A 26,263-nucleotide genomic window follows, 5' to 3' on the forward strand; every position below is an offset into this window, starting at 1 on the left:
TCTGGGGAGGTGAGGTTTTGCTTTTGGGGTAGGAGCGGCGTGAGCCGCGATTCGTCGTTGCAGAAGTCGTGAATGTCTGGTGGCCTTCGCGTTCGCGGCTTACGCCGCTCCTACAAGGGCGGGTTCTTCGATTAACGTGGCTTCGATCTTTTTCGCCGGCGGCGATTGCAGCGGGCCGGGCGCGGTGACCGCGCCTTGCGAGGCCGAACCAACCAGCTTCGCGTACTTGGCCAGCACGCCGGTGGTCACGCGCGGCGCGATGCGCGCGGGTTCGCGCGTGGACAAGTCGGCGGCGACGTTCAACGCGCGCGTCTTGACGTCGATGCTGACCCGGTCGCCTTCGCGCAGACGCGCGATCGGACCGCCGTGCGCGGCTTCCGGCGAGATGTGGCCGACCATGAAACCGTGGGTGGCGCCGCTGAAACGGCCGTCGGTGATCAAGGCGACGTCGTTGCTCAGGCCCTGGCCGACCAATGCCGCGGTCACCGCCAGCATCTCGCGCATGCCCGGGCCGCCGGTCGGGCCTTCGAAGCGGATCACCACGATGTCGCCGGCCTGGATCTGCCGCGCCTGCACCGCGGCGAACGCGGCTTCTTCCGAATCGAACACCCGCGCCGGGCCTTCGAAATATTCACGGCCGTGGCCGGCCAGCTTGAGAATGCAGCCTTCCGGCGCGAGGTTGCCGTAGATGATCGAGTAACCGCCGCGCGGCTTGATCGGATCGGCGACCGGACGCACCACGTCCTGTTCGTCGGCCATCACCGCTTCGGACAGCTCGGCGAAAAAGGAACGGCCGGTGACCGTCGGAATATCCTCGATCAGACCGGCCGTCTTCAGCTCGCGCGCCACCAGCGCCGCGCCGCCGAATTCGAACATTTCCGCGGCGGTGTAGCGTCCGCCGGGTTTCAGGTCGGCGATCACCGGCGTGCGCGCGGCGGCTTCGAACTCTTCCAGGTCGAAGGCGACGCCGGCTTCGTGCGCGATCGCCAGCAGATGCAGCGCGGCATTGGTCGACCCGGCAGTGGCCGAGACCGCGCGCGCGGCGTTGCGCAGCGCGTTCGGGGTCAGCAGCGTGCGCGGCGTGGGACCGCCGTTGCGCAGCTGCTGCATGACCAGTTCGCCGCACAGGCGCGCGGCTTCGGGCTTGTCGTCGTGGATCGCGGGGATGTCGTTGTAGCCCAGCGGCGACAGGCCCAGGAAGGTCAGCACCATCGCCATGGTGTTGGCGGTGAACTGGCCGCCGCAGGCGCCGGCGCCGGGACAGGCGTGCGATTCGATGCGATGCAGTTCGCTGTCGTCGATGCGCCCGGCCGAATGCGCGCCGACCGCTTCGAACACGTCCTGCACGGTCAGCGGCTTGTCGTCGCTGGCGCCTTTCTTCGACGGGCAATGGCCCGGCATGATCGTGCCGCCGTACAAAATCACGGTCGGGATATCCAGGCGCGCCGCCGCCATCGCCGCGGCTGGGATGGTCTTGTCGCAGCCGACCAGCAGCACCATCGCGTCCAGGCAATGGCCGGACACGGCCAGTTCGATCGAATCGGCGATGGTTTCGCGCGAGGCCAGCGAGGCGCGCATGCCGTCGGTGCCCATCGCGATGCCGTCGGTGACGGCGATGGTGTTGAACTCGATCGGCGTGCCGCCGCCGTCGACGACGCCGCGACGCACGTGCTGGGCCAGGTCGCGCAGGGTGATGTTGCACGGCGACACGTCGGACCAGGTGTGGACGACGGCGACCAGCGGTCTGGCGATGGCCGCGTCGTCCAGACCCGTGGCGCGCAGCATCGCGCGCGCGGGGGCTCGGGCCGGGCCTTGCTTGATGGCGTTGCTTCTCACGAACGGTGATTCCTTGGCCGCGAATCCTTCGCAGTGCCCGCACGTCCGCGTGCGGTGTTTTCAGGAACCCGAGGCCGTAAAACGAAAAACCCCGCGCCTTTTGGGCGCGGGGTTGAGGTTCTTTCGACCTTGGATTGTGTGGTTTTCTACACGAACCCGACTCCCGCGCTGGTAAGCCCGGTAATAAGTACGAGGACGAGAATAATCGTGGCGATCAAAGGCGCGGAGCGAAGCGCGACGCGCGCGGCGTCGTTCGAGGCCGGAGCCTGGAGCGAAGTCGTCTGCGAGTGGTTGTTGCGCTGCGTCATGGGGTCGAGAAGAGCATGCCCGTTTGCGGCTTGTCAATAGTTTCTGAAAAAACCATCGCGAACTGTGGCCTGCGCCTCCGCTTGGGCGCGGATCGAAGGCGCGGGCATGCGGCGCGCCTTCGGGCTTGCCTGTGCGGCGGCGGCCGGCCGCGCGGGATCGATCAGGACGGCGCCATCCTGAATTGAAATATTTCTCCGATATGAGATCGTGTCCTCCTTTTTAACCGGGGCAACCGGATCGCACAGGGACGCGGCATTCGATTCGGGCGCGAGGCAGCGGGGTCGGCCCTGGGTGCCGCGTGTTTCGACCTGGATGCCGCGCGCGCCGGATGCGCCAGCAGGGGGGAAACACAGATGCACGGCTCGAGCAGCAACTGTCTTGGCGCGCTGTCGTCGCGGCGGGCGGATGTCCGGCGCGCGGTCCGCCGGGGTGCCTTCGCCTTGCTCGCCTGGGCGGGGCTGACCTGGTTCTCACCGAGCGTGTTCGCCCAGGCCGGTTCGCGCGTGATCGTCAACGGCGACCTGGAGTTCGGCGTGGCGAACGGCTCGGGGGCGATGGTGGACACCGATTTCGGTATCGGCGCCACGTTCGACGGCGGCGCGAACGCATCGAATCCCTGGTTCACTTCGCACCCGACCCAGGCCGGGCAGTGCGATCCGGCTTTCGGGGTGGTCGGCGTCTGTCATCCGGTCGAAACCTGGGTATCCAACAACAACCCGGACCTCACCGGCCCGGTCGCGGCCAACACCGGGAACAACTTCGTCGAACTCAACGCGTTCGTCGGTTCGATGATTTACCAGAATGTCTGCCTGGTCGCCGACGAGACCTTGACCTATCGCTTCGCCCACCGTCGCCGCGTTCTCGGGGGCAGCAGAAGCAATCCCGACAGCGCGGCGTTGCGGATCAAGGATCAGGCCAACGGGCTGGTGCAGACCGTCACCACCTCCAGCGTCACCGGCAGCAGCTGGAACATCCGCAGCGGCAGCGCGACGATCGGCGCGGGCGTTTCCGGCATCCTGCGCCTGGGCTTCGAGGCCATCTCGACCTCGACCGGCAACATCAGCGCCGGCAACTTGCTCGACAGCGTCAGCATCAGCCTGCGTCCGCTCGTCGATCTCGGGGGCACGACCTCGTCGGGTCCGCAACCCGAAGGGCAGGACCTGGGCGATATTTTCATCCGCCTCAACGGCACCTCGCAGGCCGGCGGCACGGTGATCGCGCTGCAGCGCGTCGCGCCGGTCAACGGCGACGCGGCGGCGCTCGATAGCGATTTCATCCTCACCGTCGGCGCGGGCGCCAGCATGACGCATACCGCCGGCAGCGATATCTGGCTGATCGCGATCCCGGCGGGCGCGGAATTCGACGGCGGAATCGCGCCGGGCGCCGCCGGCGCGAGCAATCCGCCCGACGGCATCAGTATCGATGTCGATGCCGCGACCGATGCGTTGATCGAGCCGCGCGAATCGTTCCGCTTCCAGATCGTGAATCCCGGCGCCTCGGGTTCGAGCAACAACTGGCTCAGCAGCGCGCCGACCTGCGGCACCCAGACCACCGCCAGCGCGGATTTCGTCATCGTCGGGCAATCGCAGGTGCGGCTGGCGAAGATCAGCGACGGCGCCACCGGCAGCTTCGACTACGTCTTCGGCAATGCCGATACCGATCTGCTCGCCGCCGGCACCCAGAGCGCCGCCGTCGTCACCACCAGCGCGAGCGGCACCGCGGCTTTCCACGACGCCGATGCCGGCGCGGCCGGCGCGCAAGGCAGCGCCGTCGTCGTGCCGGGCGCGGCCGTCACGATCGCCGAAACGATCCCGGCCGGGTGGGTGCTGGATTCGGCCACCTGCGTGGACGCCGCCAATGCGCCGGTGGCCGGCACCAGCGTCGCCGGAGGCACGCTGACCATTCCGGGCGCGGCCACGGCGGCCGGCGCGTCGCTGACCTGCACCTTCCGCAACGGCCGCTCGCCGATCGTGCGCCTGGGCAAGCGCCTGCCGAACGGACGCTTCGCCGCCGCCGACCAGTTCGTGTTGAGCATCGCGCCGCCGGGCACGGGAGCGGCGGCGTTCACCACCACCGGCAGCGGCGACGCCGCGGCGGGGCAGGCGGTGGTCGATCCGGCCGTCGCCGGCACGAGTTATACGCTGTCGGAAACGGCGGCGGCGGGGGCCGATCTGGCCAACTATGCGAGCAGCTATGCGTGCACGAACGCCAACGCGTCCGGCACCGCGGGACCGTCCGGCACCGCCGCCACGTTCGACCTGGTGCCGGCGGCCGGCGACGATTTCACCTGCGCGTTCGTCAACACGCGCAATCCCTTGTCCGCGTTGTCCATCACCAAGACCAATACGCCGGCCGCGGGCGCGCTGGATCAGGCCGACGATGTGGTGATGCGCGAAACCAACACGGTCTATCGCATCGTCGTGACCAATCACGGTCCCGATGCCGTGACCGGCGCGCTCGTGCGCGATCCGGCCTCGGCCGGCCTCGATTGCACCGCGGTGACGTGCTCTGGCGCCGCGTGCCCGGGCGCGGTGACGGTGGCGTCGCTGCAAGGCGCGGGGATCGCGCTGGGTCCGTTGGCCGACGGCGAAGCGGTGAACTTCGACCTGACCTGCATGCCGCGATGACGAACGCCGGTGCCGCGATCGGATCGCGATGACGCGTGCGAACATCGGCTCCGGGCCGGTCGCTTCATGACCGGCGGCTCGGGCACAGCTCAGGCCAGCAAGCGCGCGCGCAACGCCGCATAGTCCGCCGCCATCGGCTCGGCCGAGGCCGGCCGCGCCAGCGATTCGGCCAAGGCCGGCGGCGGCTGCACCGCATGTCCGATCAGCGGCTCGACGATGCTGTCGAACTTGGCCGGATGCGCGGTGGCGACCACCGCCCACGGCCGCTCGTCGCCTTGCGCGCGCAGCGTTTCCAGCACATGCAGGCCGGTCGCGGTGTGCGGGCAGGGCACGATGCCGTGGCGTTGCGGCGCGGCGCGTATGGTGTCGACGATGGTGGCGTCGTCGACGCCGTCGGCGCGGATCGCCGCGCGCAGTTGCGCATCGTCGCGATGCCAGTGGCGCAGGCGTTCGAAGTTGCTCGGCGCGCCGACGTCCATCGCGTTGGCGAGGGTGGCGCGGGTCGGCTGGGCGGCGTATTCGGCGCCGGCGAAGTAGCGCGGCAAGGTGTCGTTGGCGTTGGTCGCCAGGCGGATCTCGCCGATCGGCAGGCCCATGCGCTTGGCCACGAACGCGGCGCAGGCGTTGCCGAGGTTGCCGGTCGGCACGATGAAGTTGAGCGGCTCGCCGCGCTGCGCGTAATGACGCGACGCGGCGTGCGCGTAGTAGGCCGCCTGCGGCAACAGACGGCCCAGGCTGATGCTGTTGGCCGAACTCAGCGGGCGTTGCGCGCGCAGGTCTTCGTCCGACAAGGCCTGTTTGGCGAGACGCTGGCAGGCGTCGAAATCGCCGTCGACGCGCAGCGCCTGCACGTTGTCGCCCCAGCAGCCCAGGCCGTGCGCCTGACGCGGCGAGACCCGGCCGTCGGGGTAGAGAATGATCACGTTGAAGCCCGCGCGGCGATGGAACGCGGCGGCGACCGCGGCGCCGGTGTCGCCGGAGGTGGCGACCAGGATCGTGGTGGCTGCCTCGGACTGCGCCTTCAGTCCGGCCAGCGCTTCGGCCAGAAAGCGCGCGGCGTAGTCCTTGAACGCGGCGGTGGGGCCGTGGAACAGCTCCAGCAACCAATCGTCGGCGCGCGCGAGCGGGCGCAGCGGCGCGTCGAACGAATACGCGCGCGCGCAGATCTCGGCGAGGTCCGGCTTCAGCGCGGAGTGTTCGAAGTAGGGCGCGAGCACGGCGTGCGCGGTGTCGGCGAGGGTGTCGGTGTCGAGCGGTTGCGCCAATGTCGCGAATCGCTCGGGGACATACAGACCGCCGTCCGGCGCGAGGCCGGCCGACAGCGCCGCGTCGATGGCGGTGGGCGGCGTTCGTCCGCGGGTGCTGAGGAAATTCATGGTCGGTCTCTTGGGGGAGGCGGCGTTGGGGTGGGGGCTTGGAGCTAAGAGCTAAGAGCAAAGAGCAAATCCCCCCCTGGCCCCCCTTTTTCAAAGGGGGGAAGCGTTAGGTGGGGTGGTGATGATGTGCCGTTGCGCAAATGCGCTTGCGGCGTGGAGTGCGGCGTCAGATAGCTGAGGAACTCCAGATGCGCGCAGAGCCGTTCCCCCCTTTGAAAAAGGGGGGCGAGGGGGGATTTGCTTTTCCCCCAAGCCACCGCGCCCCACCCACATCAACCGATCACATCCGCGCGCGGCCCGCTCACCGCCGTGACATAAGCGCGCGAATCGAAGCCGGCCTCGGCGAACGCGGCGCGCATCGCCGGCGCGGCGACGCTGGCCTGCGCCCTCGATGCGAACCAGGCGAAGCAGCTCGGACCGGCGCCGGAGATGCTCGCGCCGAGCGCGGCGTGATCGAGCGCGGCGGCCTTGACCGCGGCGAATCCTGGAATCAACGGCGCGCGGCGCGGTTCGACCAGCAGGTCGACCAGGCCTTCGCGCAGCAGTTGGGTATCGCCGCGCTGCAGACCGGTCAGGAACAAGGCCAGATGCGCGCTTTGCCTGACCACCAGCGACAGCGGATACGGGTCGCTGAGCACGGCCCGCGCGCGGCGCGTTTCCAGCACCTGATCGGGATGCACCACCACCGCGTGCAACCAATCGGGCACCGACAACGGAATCATCCGGGTCGAGGTCGCCATCACCACGCCGCCGAGCAGCATCGGCGCGACGTTGTCGCCGTGACGGCTGCCGCTGGACACCGATTCGCCGTCGAGCGCGAATTCGTACAGCGCATCGCGCGACAGCGGCTTGGCGAGCAAGGCGTTCGCCGCGACCAAGGCCGCGACGCACGACGCCGCGGAACCGCCAAGCCCCGAACCCAGCGGAATGCCCTTGTCGAGTTCCAGCTCGAACCCATGCGCAAGCCCGAGCTTGGCGCGCAGGCTGATCAAGGCCTGGCCGGCGGTGTTGCGTTCGGCCTCCAGCGGCAGCGAATCGGCGCCGGGCACATCGCCGCGGATCGCGCGGATGCGCACCACCGGCTCGTCGATGCGCCGCACCGTGGCGATATCGCGCGGCCCATCGATCGAATGACCGAGCACATCGAAGCCGACCCCGATGTTGCCGACGCTGGCGGGCGCGAACGCGCGCGCCTGCTGGGCGCCGTCGGCCGCGGCATCGGAACGGGCGGGTGAAGCGGGCGAGGCTGCGCTCATGCACGGGCTCCGAGGGTTTGCGCGATCGTCAACAGGTCGCCGAACACGCCGGCGGCGGTGACATCCGGGCCCGCGCCGGGGCCCTGCACCACCAGCGGATTATCCGCGTAACGGCGGGTGCGGAACTGGATCAGGTTGTCGGTCAGCGCGCCGTGCAAGGAGGCATGCCCCGGCGGCGGCGAGACCACGCCGACGCTGGCGCGGCCGTTGCGATCGAGCCGCGCCAGATAGCGCAGGCTCAGCCCGGCCGCGCGCGCGGCGTCGAAGCGCTGCTGCAGCGGCGCGTCGAGTTCGTGCAGGCGTTCGAAGAACTCGTCCTTCGATACCTCGCGCAGCGATTCGGGCACCAGGCTTTCGACCTCGATCTGATCCAGCGACAGCGAACGCCCGGCCTCGCGCGCCAGGATCACCAGCTTGCGCGCGACGTCGGTGCCGGACAGATCGTCGCGCGGATCGGGTTCGGTGTAGCCCAACGCATGCGCCTCGCGCACCAGTTCGGAAAACGCGGTCTGGCCGTCGTAGCGGTTGAACAGCCACGCCAGCGTGCCCGACAGGATGCCTTCGACCTCGGTCAGCTCGTCGCCGGTGTCGAGCAGCGAACGCAGGGTCTGGATGATCGGCAGGCCGGCGCCGACCGTGGCTTCGTAGCGGAACTGGCCGCCGTTGCGCGAGGCCTCGCGGATCGCTTCGTAGCGTTCCAGTGGGCCGGCGCCGGCGTGCTTGCTCGGGGTGACGATGTGGATGCCGGCGGCGATCCATTGCGGGTAATACGCGGCGACCGCGTCGCTGCCGCTGCAATCGACGATCAACGCATGCGGGATGTGCTCGGCGCGGACGTGTTCGGCGAAGCGTTGCAGGTCCAAGGCTTCGGCGTCGGCGGCGAAGTGCTCGCCTGCTTCGTCGAACGGCATCGCGCGCGGCGCCAGATGCATGCGGCGGCTGTCGGCGAGCGCGCGCAGGCGCAGGTCCAGACGCGAATCGCGCTGGAAACGCGGCTGCGCCGCGGCCAGTTGCGCGAGCAATGCGCGCCCGACCTTGCCCGGCCCGATCAGGCCGAGCGAAATGCATTGCGGCGACAGCCAGAACGCCGAGTGCGCCGCGCGCAGCGCGCGGGTCGCGTCGCGCGCGCCGATCGCCACCGAGATGTTGCGTTCGCCCGCGCCCTGGGCGATCGCGCGCAGGTTGATGCGCGCCTTGGCCAGGCCGTCGAACAACTGCGCGGCGACACCGGGCAGGCCGACCATGCCGTCGCCGACCGCGGCGAGCACGCAGATGTCGGGGGTGATGGTGACGTCCTGCGCCTGGCCGTCGGCCATCGCATCGGCGAACGCGGCGAGGATCGCGGCGCGTCCGCGCTGCGCTTGATCGGCGCGCACCGCGCAACAGATCGAATGCTCGGACGAGCCTTGCGAGATCATCGTCACCGACACGCCCGCGCCGCGCAGCGCGCCGAACAGACGTTCGGCGGTGCCGGGCACGCCGACCATGCCGTTGCCGACCAACTCAAGCACGGCCAGGTCGTGCACCAGACTCAAGCCCTTCACCGGCGCGCCGTCGGCCTGCGAGTGCAGGCTGATCAGCGTGCCCGGCGAATGCGGGTTGCGGGTGTTGCGGATGCGCAGCGGAATGCCGCGCTGCTGCACCGGCGCGAGCGTCTGCGGATGCAGCACCTTGGCGCCGAAATAGGCCAGTTCGCAGGCTTCGGCGTAAGACATCGACGGTAGGCAGACCGCGTCGGGCACCAGTCGCGGATCGGCCGACAGCACGCCGTCGACATCGGTCCAGATGGTCAGCGCGTCGGCGTCGAACAGGTTGGCGAAGATCGCCGCGGAGTAATCGCTGCCGTTGCGGCCCAGGGTGGTGTCGCGGCCGTGGCTGTCGCGGGCGACGAAACCGGTGACGACGACGTTGCGGCCGGCGTGTTGTTTGCGCCACGCATCCAGGCGTTCGCGGCTCAGTGCCCAGTCCACGCCGACGCCCATTTCGCCGGGATGCACGACCAATACCTCGCGTGCGTCGAGGCGGGTCCAGCCGGCCGCTTCGCCGCCGAGCGCGGCCAGCATCAGATGCGACGACAACACTTCGCCCAGTCCGGGCAGGGCGGCGGCGAACTGATCGTCGGCTTGCGCCGCGACCCGTTCCAGCGCGCCACGCAAGGCGTCGAATTCGGCTTCCAGCACCGCGCGGGTGCCGTGGCGGCGATGCGGGTCGAGCGAATCGGCGGTGTCCAGATGACGGCGGCGCAACGCGGCCCAGGCCGGCGCCCAATCCTGGCCGTCGCGCGCGGCCGCGACCAGCGCGACCAGCGCATCGGTCACGCCCTGCATCGCCGAGACCACGGCGATGCGATGCGGCGAACCATCGTCGAGCAGGCCGACCGCGACCCGGTAGCGATCGGCATCGGCGAGGCTGCTGCCGCCGAATTTGTGGGTGTGACGCGCCGGCGCCAATGCGGCGGTGGATGCGAACGGGGCGACGGCCGCGGCGGCGGGCGTCAGGGCGGCGGAAAGCTCGGACTGGGCTTCGGACGGATCGGCCTCGACCACGTCGGGCTGGGCATCGAAAGCGGCTTGGTGCGGTGCGGACGACATGGAAAGCTCCTGGTGGAGCTCCGCGTCTCGACTCGGGTGAGGCCAGCGGCCCGCACCCTGGTCGGGTGCGGAGCGGCGTGGTCTGTTAGCTGGACACGCCCGTCCGCACCCCTGTGGGAGTGGTACCGGTACCGGTGGTGGTAATCGACATCGACGCTACGCGCGATACCCAGCCGCAGGGCTGGGTCGAGGCGTTGCGGTCGATGGCGAAGGCGGGGTGCATGGGCTAGCAATAACCCGCCGTTGTGCGGCGCGTCAAGAGGCAATCGAGAGGAATGTGGCGGGCGGCGGGTTCGGCGGTCGATCGGCGGATCGGGCCGTGGCGCGGGCCGATCCGCGTTGGGAGGTCGATACGGGACTGGTGCCGGGCGATGGGTGCGATGCGCCGTAGTCGCGGTGTCGCGGTCGCGGCTTGCGCCGCTCCTACAATCGCTCCCTGTAGGAGCGGCGCAAGCCGCGACCGCGCCATCTCGCTTACGACGAAATCAACCGATCAATCGTCACGCACGCGCGACCGCCTCGCGCACGCGACTTATCCGCACGTTCGCCCATGCCTCAACGACTGTAAGTCGCCGTGATCTTCGCCTGCCCCAACGCATTGCCCTTGATCATGAAAGCCGCCAGCGCGGCATTGGCTTTCGCGTCGATCTTGAGCTTGTCGCTCTTGAGCGCCCACACCGAAAACTCGTAGCGATGGGTCTTGCCCGGCAGCGAGCACGGGCCGCCGTAACCGGGGCGGCCGTAGTCGTTGCGGGTCTGCACCGCGCCGGCCGGCAGGCCGGCGGCGCCTTCCTTGAGCTCGGTGGTTGCCGCCGGCAGATTGACCACGATCCAGTTCCACGCGCCGTTGCCTCCGGGCGCGTCGAGGTCCTGCACGGTGACCGCGAAACTGCGCGTGCCGGCCGGCGGATTGCGCCACATCAGCATCGGCGCGAGGTTGCCGCCGCTGCAACCCAGCTCGGCATAGGCATGGCGGATGCTGATGCGGTCGCCTTCGTGGATGTCGACGCTTTCCAGCACGAAGTCGGCGGCGTGTACGAACGGCGACAGCAACAACAGCGACAGTGGAAGTACGAGACGGCACAGCGATTTCATGGCGATCCGATCCGTTGGAAGGTAGGGGGAACAGCGCGCGCGGGCAGGGCGCGAGGGGCGGATTATGCCGGGCCCGCCCGCGGTTTCGACCCATCGCGGCGACGCGGCGCCGGTCCGCTGTGACCCGCGCATCCATCGAAAACCGACGCGGCGAATGCGCGAGCGGTGAATTTCATACTGAATTTATGTGGTTTATCAACCCGACATCGGCATGTGTCGATGCCGCCGCGGATTCCATCCCGCGGCGAATGTTGCAGCGGGATGTCAGAACTGGAGAAACAGTCTCACTTGAAACCATCGGAACGGACCTGCGTCGCGCGACACGGCATGCCCCCGCCTCCAGAGTTTTCGCTGCTCGCATCACCACAGAGCGACGGATGCGAACGATCGACCACCACGCGACCCGACCCGACGACGATTCGGAGCGGCGCGCGACGCTCGCTCATTCAATCATCGGGAGCTAAGGCAATGAAGGCGATTTCGGGAGCAAGAATCACGCTGTTGGCCGGTTGCGTGTTGATCGCGATCTGCGGCGGGGCGGCAGCGGCGGAGCGCGGCGGGTTGTCGGGCGAGGATCTGGTCTATTCCTACGACGAGATGTTCGACTTCGACACCGACACCTATCTGGCCAAGCACGCGCCGCATCTGCGCAAGCATTCGGAAGAGATTTCGCATTGGGCCGGCTACAGCGGGATCAGCCCGAAAGTGCTGATCGCGTTGATGGAGCAGCAAAGCGGCGCGGTCAGCGCCAAGCGCGCGTCGAACCGTCCGTTCGGCAAGCTGGCCCGCGCCGACGGCTTCGGCGCGCAGACCCGCGAAGTCGCGCTGGCGCTGCGCGAGTCGTTGTACGAGCGCGATCCCGACGGCGCCAAGGGGCCGGTGACGCTGGCCCGCGCCAACCCGTTGCAGGCGCTGTTCGAACGCGCCGGCGACAGCGAGCCGGCGGCCGCGCTGCGCGGCGACGGCGAATTCCAGCTGATTTACGGCCGTTTGTTCAACGAACCGCGGCAGGCCCGGCCGACCTCCGATCGCTTCGCCAAGGCCGGTCCGGACGTGCAGCCGCTGTCGCCCAACGGCCTGCTGCAGTTCCCGTTCCCGCGCGGCGCGCGCTGGCACGTCGGCGGCGCGCATACCAACACCGGCTCGGGCAATTACCCGATGTCCTCGCTCGACATGTCGCTGGGCGGCGGTTGGGGCAGCAACCAGAGCGGCACCTGGGTGTCGGCGTCGGCGGCCGGTTCGTTCAAGCGCCACTCCTCGTGCTTCGCCGAAGTCGTGCATTCCGGCGGTTGGTCAACGACCTACTACCACCTGATGAACATCCAGTACAACACCGGCGCCAACGTGTCGATGAACACCGCCATCGCCAACCCGGCCAACACCCAGGCGCAGGCGCTGTGCAACGGAGGCAGCTCGACCGGTCCGCACGAGCATTGGTCGCTCAAGCAGAACGGCAGCTTCTACCACCTCAACGGCACCTACCTGTCGGGCTATCGCATCACCGCGACCGGCAGCAGCTACGACACCAACTGCAGCCGGTTCTACCTGACCAAGAACGGTCAGAACTACTGCTACGGCTATTACACCAACCCAGGCCCGAACTGAGGTCGGCGCGTATCGCCCGCGTCCTCAGTCGCCCCACGGCGGCGGAGGCGCGGGCACCGGCCGGGTCAGGTCGAATTCGACCCGGAACAAGCGCCCGGGACGGGCGAGTTCGTAGACGAAACGTTCATCGTCGATCTCGATCGCCCATACGTTCGCCATCGAGACTTCGCGACCAAGATCGCGAAACATGGCCTTGCTGTAATCGTCGCCCGGGAATTCGTAGCGGCCGCTGTGCTCGCCGAGCCTCAGATCGCCGCCGTACATCGTCATCGCATCGGAGCTGCCGTCGCGGTGGCGATGATCGTGCTTGAGACGCGCGCCGTCGGACAGGCGTTGAAACACCCAAGTGCGCGAGTGGTCGTCGCCCACGTGGAACGGGACGCGAATGGTGTCTGGTTGCGTGCAGTCGCGCACATGCATGACCAACTGGCGACCTTGGAAGGTATCGTCGGTATTCGCCGGCGTATCGGCGACGATACGGCCGGCGAAGGCCTTGCCGCATAACGGCCTCAAACGTCCGAGAAGTTCCGCGCCCTGAGCGGCGGTGGCTTCGGTGCCCGGCGCGGGTGGGTCGAGCGGTGGGTGACTCATGGTGGCGCAGCTCCCGAGCATGAAGGTAAGGGCGAATGCGGCGAACGCACAGGGCGGACGATTTGTCATGCCGGCACGCTAGCCGCTCGACGCGCGCGCGGCAATGACGGACGGGTCAAACCTGATTAGCGCGTCTGATTTCGGTAAGCGCTGCACGCTGGCTCGCGACCGCACCGGGTAAATCCGCGTCTCGGGGGCTTTTGCGCAAAGGGCTTGAGCCCCGATGCGACCGGTCGGATCACAGCGATCTGAACGAAAGGCGCCGGGGCCAGAGCCCTACCCGCAAAAGATGCCGCGACTTCGTTCGCCGCCGCCTGCCGCCGCGATCCCCGGCCGAATTGGCGCCCACGCCCGTTTCCATGTCTAATGTGCCTTGAAGCGGGGGTACCGCGGCCCAGGGCCGGCGGTTGAGACAGTCCCTTCGAACCTGATGCGGTTGACACCGCCGTAGGGAAGCTTCGCCGGACACGGCCTCGCCGTGGCCGTGCGCCGCCCGCTTCGTCCCTGCTCGCCAGAGCGCGCTCATGAGCCCACGCCATGAGTTTTTACCAGGACGAATGCCAATGAATGCGGTGCCCTCGAGCAAGCAAGACCTGATCCAGCAAGCCGAGAAGCTGTCGGCCGACGTGACCCGCCCGATTCCCGGGTCGCGCAAGATCCACGTGCAAGGTTCGCGCCCGGATCTGCAGGTGCCGATGCGCGAGATCGAACTGGCGCGCACGCCGACCATCTTCGGCGGCGAAGACAACATGCCGCTGGCGGTGTACGACACCTCGGGCATCTATACCCAGACCGGCGCGAACATCGATCTGGTCGCCGGGCTGGCGCCGCTGCGCGCGGCCTGGATCGCCGAGCGCGGCGACACCGAGGCGCTGAGCGGGCTGTCGTCGGAATTCGGCCGCAAGCGCGAGCACGACCCCAAGCTGGCGCACGTGCGCTTCGGCAACCGGCCGCTGCCGCGCCGCGCGATCGGCACGGCCAACGTCACCCAGATGCATTACGCGCGCCGCGGCATCGTCACCCCGGAAATGGAATACATCGCGATCCGCGAGAACCAGCGGCTGGAGTCGATCCGCGAAGCGCATCTGCTCAGCCAGCATCCGGGCCAGAGCTTCGGCGCCAACATCCAGAAGATCATCACCCCCGAATTCGTCCGCGACGAAGTCGCGCGCGGCCGCGCGATCATTCCGAACAACATCAACCATCCCGAAAGCGAGCCGATGATCATCGGCCGCAACTTCCTGACCAAGGTCAACGCGAACATCGGCAACTCGGCCGTTTCGTCCGGCATCGCCGAGGAAGTCGAGAAGCTGGTGTGGTCGATCCGTTGGGGCGCGGACACGGTGATGGACTTGTCGACCGGCAAGCACATCCACGAAACCCGCGAATGGATCCTGCGCAATTCGCCGGTGCCGATCGGCACGGTGCCGATCTACCAGGCGCTGGAAAAGGTCGATGGCCGCGCGGAAGAACTCACCTGGGAAATCTTCCGCGACACCCTGATCGAACAGGCCGAGCAGGGCGTGGATTACTTCACCATCCATGCCGGCGTGCTGCTGCGCTATGTGCCACTGACCGCCAAGCGGGTGACCGGCATCGTTTCGCGCGGCGGTTCGATCCTGGCCAAGTGGTGCCTGGCGCACCACAAGGAAAATTTCCTCTACACCCACTTCGAAGACATCTGCGAGATCATGAAGGCCTACGACGTGGCCTTCTCGCTCGGCGACGGTCTGCGTCCGGGCTCGATCGCCGACGCCAACGACGCGGCGCAGTTCGGTGAACTCGAAACCCTCGGCGAGCTGACCAAGATCGCCTGGAAGCACGACGTGCAGACCATGATCGAAGGCCCCGGCCACGTGCCGATGCAGTTGATCAAGGAGAACATGGACAAGCAGCTCGAGGTCTGCGGCGAAGCGCCGTTCTACACCCTCGGGCCGCTGACCACCGATATCGCGCCGGGCTACGACCACATCACCAGCGCGATTGGCGCGGCGATGATCGGCTGGTTCGGCACCGCGATGCTGTGTTACGTGACCCCGAAGGAACACCTGGGCCTGCCGAACAAGGAAGATGTGCGCGAAGGTTTGATGGCGTACAAGATCGCCGCGCACGCGGCCGACCTGGCCAAGGGTCATCCGGGCGCGCAGGCGCGCGACAACGCGATGAGCAAGGCGCGTTTCGAGTTCCGCTGGGAAGATCAGTTCAACCTGGGCCTGGACCCGGAACGCGCTCGCGAGTATCACGACGAAACCCTGCCGAAGGACGCGCACAAGGTCGCCCACTTCTGCTCGATGTGCGGCCCGCACTTCTGTTCGATGAAGATCACCCAGGACGTGCGCGACTACGCCAAGGAGCACGGCGTGGAAGAGGTCGCGGCCTTGAGCGAGGGCATGGCGGAGAAGTCGGCGGAGTTTTTGGCGCAGGGCGCCGAGGTTTATCGGCGGGCTTGAGTCGTGGCGGACAGGGCGCTGCCTTCGAGGCGGCGCCCGGTGGGTTTGCTGTCTGCGTGTTGTTTACGTTGGGTCGTGCAGCAAAGAGCAAATCCCCCTCGATCCCCCTTTTGCAAAGGGGGAAGCGCTTCGGGTTGCGGCACCGGTGACGGGCAGCGGTGATGCGTAAGCGGGCATCATGGGTCGCCGATACGCCGATACGCCGATACGCCGATCACGCCGATCACGCCGATCACGCCGATGTGCCGATGTGCCGATGTGCCGATATAGCGTTCAAGCTACCCGTGACCGTTGCCTCACAGGCGACAACTCAACAGCGTTGACTCGATAACCCGGCGAAGCCGCTTGTCTTCCCCCTTTGTAAAAGAGGGATTGAGGGGGATTCGCTTTTCGCGACGGGACGACTGCCGCCACCTGTCCGTCGCCTAGGCATGCAGGGAGCCGTCGGAGAAGGCCAAGGACCGAGCGAAGAAAATCGAAGAGTGAGAAATGCCCCAAACCAAGGCATGCTTGCCTCGCTTTTACTACCTCCTCACTCCTCTCCACTCACTCCTCGCCTCCACCCATGCCCCAATACGCCACCCTGAAATGGCGCGTCATCGCGCGCAGGCATCCGTCCGCGTTCCTGCTCGCGGCGCAGTTGCTGAGCATGCTGGCCTATCCGCTGTTCGATCCGGTCGGCGGCGGGCGCGTGGTGTTCGGCGCGTTCGGCGTGCTGGTGCTCGCGTTGGCGGTGTGGGTGGTCAATCGCAGCCCGGCGATCAAGTGGATCGCGTGGCTGATCGCGGTGCCGGCGTTCGCGCTGTCGATCCTGTCGGTGGTCTACGCCAGTCCCGGCCTGCTGGTCCTGTCCTCGGCGCTGGAGGCGGCGCTGTATTTCTATGCGGCCTTCGCCCTGATCGGCTACATGATGAGCGACCACAAGGTCACCGCCGACGAGCTGTTCGCGGCCGGCGCCACCTTCACGCTGCTGGCCTGGGGCTTCGCCTATGCGTTCCTGGTCTGCCAGGCGTGGTACCCGGGCAGCTTCGTCGGCACCGAGCGGCCGGGCGAGCCGCGGACCTGGATCGAGCTGCTGTTCCTGAGTTTCACCAACCTGTCGGCGGTCGGCCTGGGCGACATCCTGCCGATGAGCCCGGCGGCGCGGGTGCTGACCATGTTCGAGCAGTTCGCCGGGGTCGGCTATATCGCCGCGGTGGTGTCGCGGCTGATCGGCCTGACGATTCTGCGGCATGAACGGCGCTGAAACGATGCATGGCTTTGTTACAGATAAACACGCCTGTGGCACAGTCTTTTGGAACGATACGTTTCGGCGTTTTGGCGCCTGAAACCGCCCGCGCGACGTTCCGACAGGTCCGACCCCGGCCGGCGGGCGCTAGAATGGGCGGCTAAAACACCCAGCCGCGGCGCGCTTTTCCGATCGCGCCACCGCGCCGTGCCGGATTTGTCGGTTAGTCATTGGTGTGCCCTATGCGTTCAGGCACATGACCGGCATCGCGCCATTGCGCACCATCCACAGGATTCATGCCCCGCATTCACGACCCAGCGACCTCGCCTCTGCCCGCCGAACATCTGCGGGTAGGCGATTGCGTGGTCGATATCCCGTTGCGCGAGATCCGCGCGCCGGGCGCGCGGCGGCCGCGCCGGATCACGCCGAAGACCATGGGCGTGCTGCTGGTGCTGGTCGACCACGCCGACCGGGTGGTCAGTCGCGATGCGCTGCTGGCCGAGGTCTGGCCGGACACGCTGCCGACCGACGACGTGGTGACCCAGGCCATCACCCAGTTGCGCAAGGCCTTCGACGAAGACCGCGGCAACCCGCGCTACATCGAAACCATCGCCAAGAACGGCTACCGGCTGCTGGCCCAGGTCGAGTGGCTGGTCCGCGAGAGCGCGCCGCGCGAGGCCGAGGCCGCCTCGGCCGGCGACAGCGATGCCTTCGCGGCCACGGCCGCGCCGACCCCGGCGCCCGCGCCGCTCGCGCCGGTGCCGCTGCCGTTGCAGCCGCAGTCGCGCGGCACCCTGGGGTCGATGATTGGGGTGATCGCGGCGGTGATCGTGCTGGTCGGCGGCCTGGTCTGGTGGTCGCTGGCGCGGCCGCCGCGTTCGGCCGATGCCGCCGCGCCGGCGGTCGACCCGACCCGGGTCGCCAGCACGGCTCGCCCGTACCGGTTGATCACCTCGATGCCGGGCTTCGAACTGGCGCCGACCCTGTCGCCCGACGCGGCCATGGTCGCCTACGTGGCCGTCCCCGACGGCCAGCGCGGCACCGCGATCCTGGTCCAGACCACCGATCAGACCCCGCCGCGTCAGCTGACCCGGCCGACCGGCCTGGCCGAAGACAGCGCGCCGGCGTGGTCGCCCGACGGCCGCTCGATCGCGTTCCTGAGGGTCGAGCCCGGGGTCGATTGCCAGGTGCTGATGATCGCGGCCAACGGCGGCGCCGAACGCGAGATCGGCCAATGCGACCCGCGCAGTCCGCCGACCTTCGAATGGACCCCGGACGGGCGCGGCCTGATCTTCGGCAGCATGCTGACCGCGCAGGGCATGGTCGGCATGCGCGTGCTCGACCTGGCCAGCGGCGAGTGGCGCGCGGTGCCGTACCGGTCCGGCACCGGCAATCTCGACCTGTCGCCGCGGTTCTCGCCCGACGGGCGCTGGATCGTGTTCCTGCGCAACAACCCGCAAGGCGATTTCTGGCGTCTGCCGGCCGAGGGCGGCACCGCCGAGCGGATGAGCCAGCTGAGCGCCGACGTGCGCGGCTGGGACTGGCTGCCGGACAGCCGCAGCATTCTGTTTGGCCGCATGATCGACGGCGATACCCGCATGTTCCGCCTGGACCTGGAAACCGGTCAGGCCCGCGACCTGGGCATCGAGTCGGCCCAGGCGCCAGCGGTCGCGGCCTCGCGGCCGGCCGCGGCCTTCGTCCAGCGCAAGCCGTACTTCGGCCTGTTCCGGGTGGTGCTCGGCGATACCTCCAAGGGCGCGGTGCACGTGGTCGACCCGCTGTTCCCGTCCTCGGCGCGCGACATGCTGCCGATGGTCGCGCCGGACGGCCGCCAGATCGTGTTCTTCTCCGACCGCTCGGGCAGCAACCATCTGTGGTGGGCCGACCTCGACCAGCCCGACTCGCTGCGCATGCTGCCGGGCGTGCAGCCGGGCACGCGCTATGCCTCATCGTGGTCGGCCGACAGCACCCGGGTCACCGTGGTCGGGCCCGACAGCGACGGCCGCAACGTGATCCACGAGATCGTCCCGGCCAGCGGCCGGGTGACCCGTCTGGCGGTGCCGGTGACCGAGCCGATCCAGGCGGTGCAGCTGCCCGATCCGGACCGGCTGATGGTCCTGGCCAGTGTCGGCGACGGCCGCCTGCGGCTGAACCTGTTCGACCGCCGCCGCTCGCCGTGGAAGCTGCTCGGCGCGATCGAGGACGTGTCCGAGGTTCGGGTCGACGGCGCGCGCAACCGGCTGCTGTTCACCCGCCAGACCCAGACCGGCCTGTGGCAGGCCGATCTGGCCCTGACCCCGGCCAGCGTGCGCCGCATCGACGACCGCGAACCGGTCGCCGAGCGCTACCGGCTGTGGGACGTGGCCACCCAGACCGGCGAATTGCGCTACCTCGACCAGCAGCCGACCTGCCTGGCGCTGCTGCGCCGGATCGCCAGCCCGGAGCTGCCGCCGTCGGTGCTGTGCCTGGACCAGAGCCGGCGCTCGGCGATCAACGGATTCAGCCTGAGCCCGCGCGGCGACACCGTGTATCTGTCGCTGGCCAAGTGGGACGGCGCTGATATCGGTTACATGGACCTGCCGGAAGAGCCGAAGACCTTCGTGCCGGGCTGGCTCAACTGATTGAATAAGAACGAAAAACCTCTTTCGGAAAAGCTTCGGTTGTGACGTCGTTCCGATTTCGGGTAACTCTCCGTCAAATTTCCGGCGCCGGCAGTCGTTGCGTAGGCAAATAAAAACCTCATTACCTGCAAATGAGGTGGACCAATGGAGCAAGCATTGTGGGCGGATCGTGGACAGCTGGTGCAGCTGGACGCGCAGGACCCCGCCATCCAGGCCAGTTGCGTCGGCGTCTCGCGGCTGGGCAGCGCGCAGCTGTCCGGTAGTCATTTCTCGATCTGGGTCCAGCTGCGCGGCAGCTCCTGGGTCGAAGCCAAAGAAGGCAAGTTCCGGCTCAAGCGCGGCGACTGGATCGCGTTCGAGCGCGACTCCAAGCCGGTCCTGCAAGCCGACCGTTACGGCGTGTGCATCGGCCTGAACCTGACCGCCGACGCGATCAAGGCCATGGCCCGTCTGGCCGACGCCAGCCTGTATGCCGGCCGCGGCCGCATGAGCCGTCACGACGCCCGCATCGCCCTGCGTCTGTGGCGCCAGGCCCATACCCGCAACGGCGAGGCCGACCTGGGCTTCGATTTCAACGCCCTGCGTCCGATCCTGCTGCACCTGGCCGGCGTCCAGCGCGAGCTGACCGCGCGCATCCAGCGTTGCCCGGGCCGCTCGCGCAGCCGCAAGCGCCAGGTGTTCGGCCGTCTGCAGCGCGCCCGCCTGTACCTGGAAGGCAACTGCGACCGGGTCGTGCGGATCAGCGAACTGGCCGAGCTGACCAGCTTCTCCAGCTGGTACTTCTCCAAGACCTTCCACAGCCTGTACGAGGAAAGCCCGCAGGCCGCTTCGGCGCGGATGCGTCTGGAGCACGCGGCCGACCTGTTGAAGAGCACCTCGATGATGGTCGGCGAAGTCGCCGCCGCCAGCGGCTTCGACAACTGCTGCAGCTTCGCCCGCGCGTTCCGCGCCCGCTTCGGCACCTCGGCGACGCGTTACCGCAGCGCCGCGGCCAACGCCAAGCTCGAAGCGGTTCGCGCGGCGGCGCCGGTGCACAAGCTGGCGGCTTGATGGCTGGCGGCGCGGTTCTTCGTCGCCGGGCATCGAGATTCGTCGGGCCGTCGGGTCTGCGAGGACCGAGCCGCTTGAAGTTGCGCCGATCGCCGGCGTTGGTGTCGCGGATGCAAGCGTTGTAAAGCGAAAGGTCGTAAAGCCAGACGTCGTAAAGCGAAACGTTACAGAGCAGTACGTTGCAGGCGGCCACGGCCTTTGCCGTGGGTACACCGCCGTACCGGCGCCGTTGGACGGAACCGCTTCGCAGTCGCGAGGTTCCGCCGGCGCCAGGCAGGCCGTGGCAACAGACCCACGCGAGCGCGGTTGCGGCGGCACCCTCGAACAACCCGCCCTCTCCCACGCAGGCAAGGTTCCGGCTTCATCCCACGCAGGCACCCCGCGTCGCGCATGACACGCCGAGGTTTCGCAAGCGCCGCTGGCGCTGTGAACCTCGGCGTTGTCGTTTGTGGGATGGGGTTGCGGGGTGGTTGCCTCGTGTTTCTCGCGTTTGCCGTGCGACGGCCGACCGCCATGCGCAGCCATGCCATCGCGACTGTCTCCCACGGCCGTCATTCCCGCGAACGCGGGAATCCAGCGACTTTGCTCTAGGCGCCGACCTCTCCGGGGGGCGGCTGTCACATCGGACCGAAAGCCACTGGATTCCCGCGTTCGCGGGAATGACGGTGTGAGAGTGCGCGGACGCGTGAGGGTGGGCGTCGGCATGCGCGAAAGTCGAAGCAAAGCGAAGCGTAAGTGGCTGCGCGCGCAGCAGCGGTGCCGATCACGATTCGATCGCCGTCCCATGTGGCTGCTCGAGTGGATTCCATGGCTCGCGACCACTGCGACCATCGCGACCATCGCGACCATCGCGACCATTGCGACCATTGCGACCATTGCGACCATTGCGACCATTGCGACCATTGCGACCATTGCGACCATTGCGACCATTGCGACCGCGCACGCATCCGCCGCATCAGCGAATTCCACGCTCGCGCAACTTCACGACTTCATCAACCTCGCATCCATCGCAGCGCATCCAGGCATGCAGCCAAATCCACGCAACCCATCGCGGGAATGAACGACCACATAACGCGTCATGCAAGTTCCAGCGAAAAATATCGACTCGTTTAAGTGCTATTTACGCTGGCTAACGAATACGCATGCGCGCGATGAACGCACTCGCGCGCCATCGCAAACGATGAAGTCAGATTCGGCAAAGCCGGCGATGAATTCGCCGATCGTCGCGCACGCGTATCGCAAAAACAAAAATTATTTGCAAGTCGCAACACGCGAATGCAACGCGATGCGTATCGACATTTCATGACGCGTATGCAGTGCGTTGCTAGGGCCGATTCGGCAAATTTTCCCGGCCCTCACCGCAAAGCAGCATCGACGCTTCGAACGTAATTTTGCTGGGCGTTTTAACACGCTCATAACGAGATCACTGGAGAGAGATAGATGAACCATCGCAGTCTGCGCCCGACGGCGCGGTACGGCTTGCTGCCGTCCGCTATCGCTGCGGCGTTAGTGTCGGCCTTCGTCCCCGCCATCGCGGGCGCACAGGAAGCCGACGCCTCCAATCAGGCGACCACCACGCTCGATCGCATTGAAGTCACCGGTTCGCGCATCCGCCAGGCCAGCCTGGAAACCGCGCAGCCGGTCGTCACCATGTCGCGCGCCGAAATCCAGAAGCAGGGTTTCACCAGCGTCGCCGACATCGTCCAGAACATCACCGCCAGCGGCTCGCCGGCGATCTCGCGCGCCGACGCGCTGTCCTCGGGCGAAGAAGTCGGCGGTCAGTACGTCGACCTGCGCAACCTCGGCCCGCAGCGCACCTTGGTGCTGATCGACGGCAAGCGCATGGGCATCAGCTCGGCTGGTTACTCCGACCTGGCCGCGATTCCCAGCTCGATCGTCGAGCGCATCGAAGTGCTGACCGACGGCGCGTCCGCGCTGTACGGCTCCGACGCCATCGCCGGCGTGATCAACATCATCACCCGCAAGCGTTTCGACGGCCTGGAAGCCAGCGCCTACCTCGGCCAGTACGGCCAGGGCGACGGCAACAAGGAGATCTACAACTTCGTCATCGGCCAGACCGGCGAGCGCGGTTCGATCACCTTGGGCGCGGAATACAGCAAGGAAGATCCAGTCCTGGCCAAGGACCGTTCGATCACCCGTTACCCGAATGGCCCGCGCCATCCGTTCCCGACCGCCGACGACACCAACGGTTGGAGCCCGATCAACCAGTGGGGCACGCTGTTCGATTCGGCCGGTAATCCGCTGACCGCCAACCGCGGCACGACCGACACCAAGAACCCGAACAACTTCCACCCGACCGACGCCATCCTCGACCAGGCCAACGCCAACGAGCAGATGTACCTGTCGACCGGTCTGGAGCGTCGCTCGGTGTTCGCGAACGCCGAGTTCGACATCACCGACAACGTGCGCGCCAAGGCCGACGTGCTGTACACCGATCGCGAAGCGACCCAGCAGATCGCCGGTTATCCGTTCCGCTCCAACGGCTTCAGCAGCCGCTACGCGGGTGACCTGCGCCTGGACGGCAACAGCGCGTTCAACCCGCTGGGCTACGACGCCGACTTCTACCGCCGTGGCTGGGAAGTGCCGCGTCAGACCAAGTCCGAGCTGACCACCTACCGCTTCAGCGGCGGCCTGGAAGGCACGTTCGAGTTCGCCGGCAAGCCGTGGGATTGGGACATCGGCTACGTCTACAACCAGAACAAGGGCGTCAAGACCCAGACCGGCAACCTGTTCCTGCCGAACGCCGAGAAGGCGCTGGGCCCGTCGTTCATCGACGCCAGCGGCGTCGCGCGCTGCGGCACCGCGGCGGCTCCGATCGCCGGCTGCCTGGCCTGGAACCCGCTGCTGGGTCCGGACGTCAACGCGCCGGGTTCGATGAACAACAAGGAACTGCAGAAGTACCTGTTCCTGCCGACCCACGACACCTCGACCACCGAAACCCAGGTCTACAGCCTCAACCTCAGCGGCGTGCTCGCCACGCTGCCGGCGGGCGACCTCGGCATCGCGGCCGGTTATGAACACCGCAAGGAATCGGCGCATTACTCGCCCGACGCGCTGCTGCAGTCCGGCCTGAGCACCAGCCTGGCCGGCAGCGAAACCCAGGGCGGCTACTCGCTCGACGAGTTCTACGTCGAACTGGCCGTGCCGTTGCTGTCGGACGTGGCCTTCGCGAAGGAACTGTCGTTCAACATCGCCGGCCGTTACTCCGACTACAACACCTTCGGCGACACCACCAACGGCAAGTTCAGCCTGAAGTGGAAGCCGATCGACGACCTGCTGATCCGCGGCACCTACGCGACGGGCTTCCGCGCCCCGACCGTGGCCGACCTGTACGGCGGCGTGGGCGAGAGCTTCGACAACTACACCGATCCGTGCGACACCGTGTTCGGCGCGGTCCGTGGCAACGCGCGTTGCGCCGCCGCGGTGCCGGCGAACTTCCGTCAGGCCGCTTCCGGCGGTTCGGCGGCGACCGGTCCGAACGCGCAGTCCAACACCGCGTTCCTGTCGGGTTCCAACCCGAACCTGATCCCGGAAACCTCCAAGTCGACCACGATCGGTTTCGTCTACAGCCCGAGCTGGGTCAGCGGCCTCGACGTCAGCCTGGACTGGTGGAAGATCAAGATCGACGACGTGATCGCGGCCGAGACCGTGACCTCGCTGTTGAACAACTGCTACGTGCTCGGCATCGACGAAGCCTGCAGCCGCTTCGTGCGCAGCACCAACCCGCGCAGCCTGGGCCAGGTGGTGGGCGTGACCCGCACCCTGATCAACGGCGGCTACCAGGAAACCGCGGGTTACGACCTGGGCATCTCCTACCGTCTGCCCGAGACCCGTTTCGGCAACTTCGCGTTCAACTGGAAGACGACCTACGTCGACTACCTGGAATACAAGCGCGACAGCGAGTCGACCACGCCGGTCGAGCAGCGCACCAGCTGGGTCGCCAACGACAGCGCCAACTTCCGCGTGCGTTCGAGCTTCAATGCCGACTGGAGCATGGGCGACTTCGGCGCGAGCTGGAACGTGCGTTACTACTCCGGTCTGAAGGAAGAGTGCGCGTACGACCTGGACGGCGGCCCGGAATGCGACATCCCGGATTACCGTTCGGCGTACAAGGGTCAGGTGGGCGTGCGTGAAGTGGGTTCGAACACCTTCCACGACATGCAGGTCCGCTACAACACCCCGTGGAACGCCACCGTGGCGGTCGGCGCGAACAACGTGTTCGACCACCTCGGCCAGACCATGTACAGCCAGCCGAACAGCAGCTTCAGCTACAACGGCAGCTTCGACATCGGCCGCTTCGTGTACATGAAGTACACCCAGCGTTTCTGATTTCGAATCAGGCGGTAATGTTGTGAGAACTACGGCTCCGAAAGGGGCCGTAGTTTTTTGTTGTTCGGGGTTTGAGTCCGGGAAGCCAAGACTTGGATCGTTAGCTGCGGCGTTATATCGACGCGCACGAATCGCAAGGTGATGTCGTGCGATCGATACCTGAAGTGTCGGACTTTTTTCTCCCTCTCCCGCTTGCGGGAGAGGGCCGGGGTGAGGGAAGCGCCGCAGGCACGAGTGCTCTCGACGCAGTGCGAGGCCCAGCGCCCTCACCCCAACCCCTCTCCCGCAAGCGGGAGAGGGGCTCTGAAGGGCCGTCGCGATCTGTTCGCTCAACCGCTCAACGCCGCGATGCCGTAAATTCGCAAAAGCAAAAGGCCGCCCTGAGGCGGCCTTTCGCGAATCGCGATACCTACGCAGCGATCAGAAATTCGGCTTCTCGACCTCAGCCGCATACCGCTCGATCGACTCGACCAGGATCTTCTTGGCCTCTTCGGCGTTGCCCCAACCGTCGAGCTTGACCCACTTGCCCTTCTCCAGGTCCTTGTAGTGCTCGAAGAAGTGGCCGATGCGCTCGAGCCAGTGCGGGCTGACCTGGTCGATGTCGTGGATGTGGCTGTAACCGGCGAACACCTTGTCGACCGGCACGGCCAGGATCTTCTCGTCGCCGCCGGCCTCGTCGACCATGCGCAGCACGCCGACCGGACGGCAGCGGATCACCGAACCGGGGATCAGCGGCAGCGGCAGCACCACCAGCACGTCGGCCGGGTCGCCGTCGCCGCAGACGGTGTGCGGGACGTAGCCGTAGTTGCACGGATAGCGCATCGGGGTCGAGAGGATGCGATCGACGAAGATCGCGCCGGAGGTTTTGTCGACCTCGTACTTGACCGGCTCGGCGTCCTTCGGGATTTCGATGATGACGTTGAGCTCGTGCGGCGGATTATTGCCGGTGGGAACGAGGTCCAGACCCATGTGTGCTCCGACTGCTGAGGCCCGCGCAGGTGCGGGCCGTGAAAGAAAGGGGTGGGGCATTCTACGCGGCTGGGTGTTGCATTGCAGCACACGCGATCGGCGGCGCCCGGCCCGGCCGGGACCCGGCGTAAATGTCCAATCGTCGGCAAAGCCACGGCTTCGTGCATCGATCTGCGGTGAACCGCGGGCCAGCGGCGCAGCAGCGCCGGCCCGTCCAGGGCGCGTCCAAAAAACGCCAAGTCGCCGTCCAATGTGCGTCCGGTCCGGTGGCCGCGTCCGCCTTGCCGGCGCCCGCGGTCGGTGTTAATC

Annotated in this window: 16 protein-coding genes and 1 riboswitch; of the genes, 8 read left to right on the forward strand and 8 right to left on the reverse strand. The window is 67.4% G+C overall.

From position 1 onward, the window contains the following. Positions 1-99: 99 nt before the first annotated feature. Both ilvD and IEQ11_RS04150 read right to left on the reverse strand, forming a co-directional pair. A complete protein-coding gene (ilvD, locus tag IEQ11_RS04145; protein WP_191821701.1) occupies positions 100-1,836 on the reverse strand; it encodes a dihydroxy-acid dehydratase in 1,737 nt (578 codons plus the stop codon). A 341-nt stretch (positions 1,837-2,177) separates the two neighbouring features. Continuing rightward, positions 2,178-2,504, reverse strand: a complete 327-nt coding sequence (locus tag IEQ11_RS04150) for a hypothetical protein (protein WP_191821700.1) — start codon at positions 2,502-2,504, stop codon at positions 2,178-2,180. Positions 2,505-2,585: 81 nt separating this feature from the next. On the opposite strand from IEQ11_RS04150, the gene IEQ11_RS04155 reads away from it, so the two are divergent. Next, positions 2,586-4,772 carry a prealbumin-like fold domain-containing protein gene (locus tag IEQ11_RS04155; protein ID WP_191821699.1) on the forward strand — a complete coding sequence of 729 codons (2,187 nt, stop codon included), beginning with the start codon at positions 2,586-2,588 and terminating at the stop codon, positions 4,770-4,772. Between the two features lie 89 nt (positions 4,773-4,861). Here the strand turns inward: IEQ11_RS04155 and thrC are convergent, their stop codons facing one another. The 4 genes from thrC to IEQ11_RS04175 form a co-directional block, all read right to left on the reverse strand. Continuing rightward, complete coding sequence (thrC, locus tag IEQ11_RS04160) at positions 4,862-6,148, reverse strand: threonine synthase (RefSeq protein ID WP_191821698.1); 1,287 nt, start codon at positions 6,146-6,148, stop codon at positions 4,862-4,864. A 272-nt stretch (positions 6,149-6,420) separates the two neighbouring features. Then, positions 6,421-7,404, reverse strand: coding sequence for a homoserine kinase (locus IEQ11_RS04165; RefSeq protein ID WP_191821697.1), 984 nt, complete (start codon positions 7,402-7,404; stop codon positions 6,421-6,423). Beyond that, complete coding sequence (gene thrA, locus IEQ11_RS04170; RefSeq protein ID WP_191821696.1) at positions 7,401-9,995, reverse strand: bifunctional aspartate kinase/homoserine dehydrogenase I; 2,595 nt, start codon at positions 9,993-9,995, stop codon at positions 7,401-7,403. Before thrA ends, IEQ11_RS04165 begins: the two co-directional genes overlap by 4 nt. 555 nt (positions 9,996-10,550) lie before the next feature. Next, complete coding sequence (locus IEQ11_RS04175) at positions 10,551-11,090, reverse strand: YbhB/YbcL family Raf kinase inhibitor-like protein (RefSeq protein WP_191821695.1); 540 nt, start codon at positions 11,088-11,090, stop codon at positions 10,551-10,553. 468 nt (positions 11,091-11,558) lie between these two features. Here IEQ11_RS04175 and IEQ11_RS04180 point away from each other — a divergent pair, with 468 nt between their 5' ends. Next, a complete protein-coding gene (locus IEQ11_RS04180; protein WP_191821694.1) occupies positions 11,559-12,695 on the forward strand; it encodes a M23 family metallopeptidase in 1,137 nt (378 codons plus the stop codon). A gap of 24 nt (positions 12,696-12,719) precedes the next feature. Here IEQ11_RS04180 and IEQ11_RS04185 read toward each other — a convergent pair whose 3' ends face one another. Beyond that, positions 12,720-13,286 carry a hypothetical protein gene (locus IEQ11_RS04185; RefSeq protein ID WP_191821693.1) on the reverse strand — a complete coding sequence of 189 codons (567 nt, stop codon included), beginning with the start codon at positions 13,284-13,286 and terminating at the stop codon, positions 12,720-12,722. A gap of 370 nt (positions 13,287-13,656) precedes the next feature. Then, positions 13,657-13,758, forward strand: a riboswitch (TPP riboswitch). Positions 13,759-13,849: 91 nt separating this feature from the next. On the opposite strand from IEQ11_RS04185, the gene thiC reads away from it, so the two are divergent. From thiC to IEQ11_RS04215, 6 genes are all read left to right on the forward strand, one after another. Further along, a complete protein-coding gene (gene thiC, locus IEQ11_RS04190) occupies positions 13,850-15,736 on the forward strand; it encodes a phosphomethylpyrimidine synthase ThiC (protein ID WP_191821692.1) in 1,887 nt (628 codons plus the stop codon). A gap of 565 nt (positions 15,737-16,301) precedes the next feature. Then, entirely contained in the window at positions 16,302-16,982 is a 681-nt protein-coding gene (locus IEQ11_RS04195; protein WP_191821691.1) for a two pore domain potassium channel family protein, read from the forward strand. A gap of 278 nt (positions 16,983-17,260) precedes the next feature. Continuing rightward, positions 17,261-19,585: a winged helix-turn-helix domain-containing protein gene (locus tag IEQ11_RS04200; protein WP_191821690.1), complete on the forward strand. Its 2,325-nt coding sequence runs from the start codon at positions 17,261-17,263 to the stop codon at positions 19,583-19,585. A gap of 144 nt (positions 19,586-19,729) precedes the next feature. Beyond that, positions 19,730-20,635, forward strand: a complete 906-nt coding sequence (locus IEQ11_RS04205) for a helix-turn-helix domain-containing protein (protein ID WP_036111228.1) — start codon at positions 19,730-19,732, stop codon at positions 20,633-20,635. Positions 20,636-21,419: 784 nt separating this feature from the next. After that, positions 21,420-21,695, forward strand: a complete 276-nt coding sequence (locus IEQ11_RS04210; protein WP_247024721.1) for a hypothetical protein — start codon at positions 21,420-21,422, stop codon at positions 21,693-21,695. 380 nt (positions 21,696-22,075) lie between these two features. Beyond that, positions 22,076-24,985, forward strand: a complete 2,910-nt coding sequence (locus tag IEQ11_RS04215) for a TonB-dependent receptor plug domain-containing protein (protein ID WP_057920754.1) — start codon at positions 22,076-22,078, stop codon at positions 24,983-24,985. Between the two features lie 420 nt (positions 24,986-25,405). On the opposite strand, the gene ppa is transcribed toward IEQ11_RS04215, so the two are convergent. Then, positions 25,406-25,954 (reverse strand): inorganic diphosphatase, encoded by a 549-nt coding sequence (gene ppa, locus IEQ11_RS04220; RefSeq protein ID WP_036111222.1) that lies wholly within the window; start codon positions 25,952-25,954, stop codon positions 25,406-25,408. Positions 25,955-26,263 lie beyond the last annotated feature (309 nt).

Source organism: Lysobacter capsici (assembly GCF_014779555.2).
Classification (GTDB): Bacteria; Pseudomonadota; Gammaproteobacteria; order Xanthomonadales; family Xanthomonadaceae; genus Lysobacter; species Lysobacter capsici.

Excerpts from the sequence above, each read along its gene's own strand:
- IEQ11_RS04210 (WP_247024721.1), top strand. The coding sequence starts at position 21,420 with ATGTGGCTGCTCGAGTGGATTCCATGGCTCGCGACCACTGCGACCATC.
- IEQ11_RS04165 (WP_191821697.1), bottom strand. The coding sequence starts at position 7,404 with ATGAGCGCAGCCTCGCCCGCTTCACCCGCCCGTTCCGATGCCGCGGCC.
- IEQ11_RS04185 (WP_191821693.1), bottom strand. The coding sequence starts at position 13,286 with ATGAGTCACCCACCGCTCGACCCACCCGCGCCGGGCACCGAAGCCACC.
- thiC (WP_191821692.1), top strand. The coding sequence starts at position 13,850 with ATGAATGCGGTGCCCTCGAGCAAGCAAGACCTGATCCAGCAAGCCGAG.
- IEQ11_RS04195 (WP_191821691.1), top strand. The coding sequence starts at position 16,302 with ATGCCCCAATACGCCACCCTGAAATGGCGCGTCATCGCGCGCAGGCAT.
- IEQ11_RS04180 (WP_191821694.1), top strand. The coding sequence starts at position 11,559 with ATGAAGGCGATTTCGGGAGCAAGAATCACGCTGTTGGCCGGTTGCGTG.
- IEQ11_RS04175 (WP_191821695.1), bottom strand. The coding sequence starts at position 11,090 with ATGAAATCGCTGTGCCGTCTCGTACTTCCACTGTCGCTGTTGTTGCTG.
- ppa (WP_036111222.1), bottom strand. The coding sequence starts at position 25,954 with ATGGGTCTGGACCTCGTTCCCACCGGCAATAATCCGCCGCACGAGCTC.
- IEQ11_RS04205 (WP_036111228.1), top strand. The coding sequence starts at position 19,730 with ATGGAGCAAGCATTGTGGGCGGATCGTGGACAGCTGGTGCAGCTGGAC.
- IEQ11_RS04215 (WP_057920754.1), top strand. The coding sequence starts at position 22,076 with ATGAACCATCGCAGTCTGCGCCCGACGGCGCGGTACGGCTTGCTGCCG.
- thrA (WP_191821696.1), bottom strand. The coding sequence starts at position 9,995 with ATGTCGTCCGCACCGCACCAAGCCGCTTTCGATGCCCAGCCCGACGTG.
- IEQ11_RS04200 (WP_191821690.1), top strand. The coding sequence starts at position 17,261 with ATGCCCCGCATTCACGACCCAGCGACCTCGCCTCTGCCCGCCGAACAT.
- thrC (WP_191821698.1), bottom strand. The coding sequence starts at position 6,148 with ATGAATTTCCTCAGCACCCGCGGACGAACGCCGCCCACCGCCATCGAC.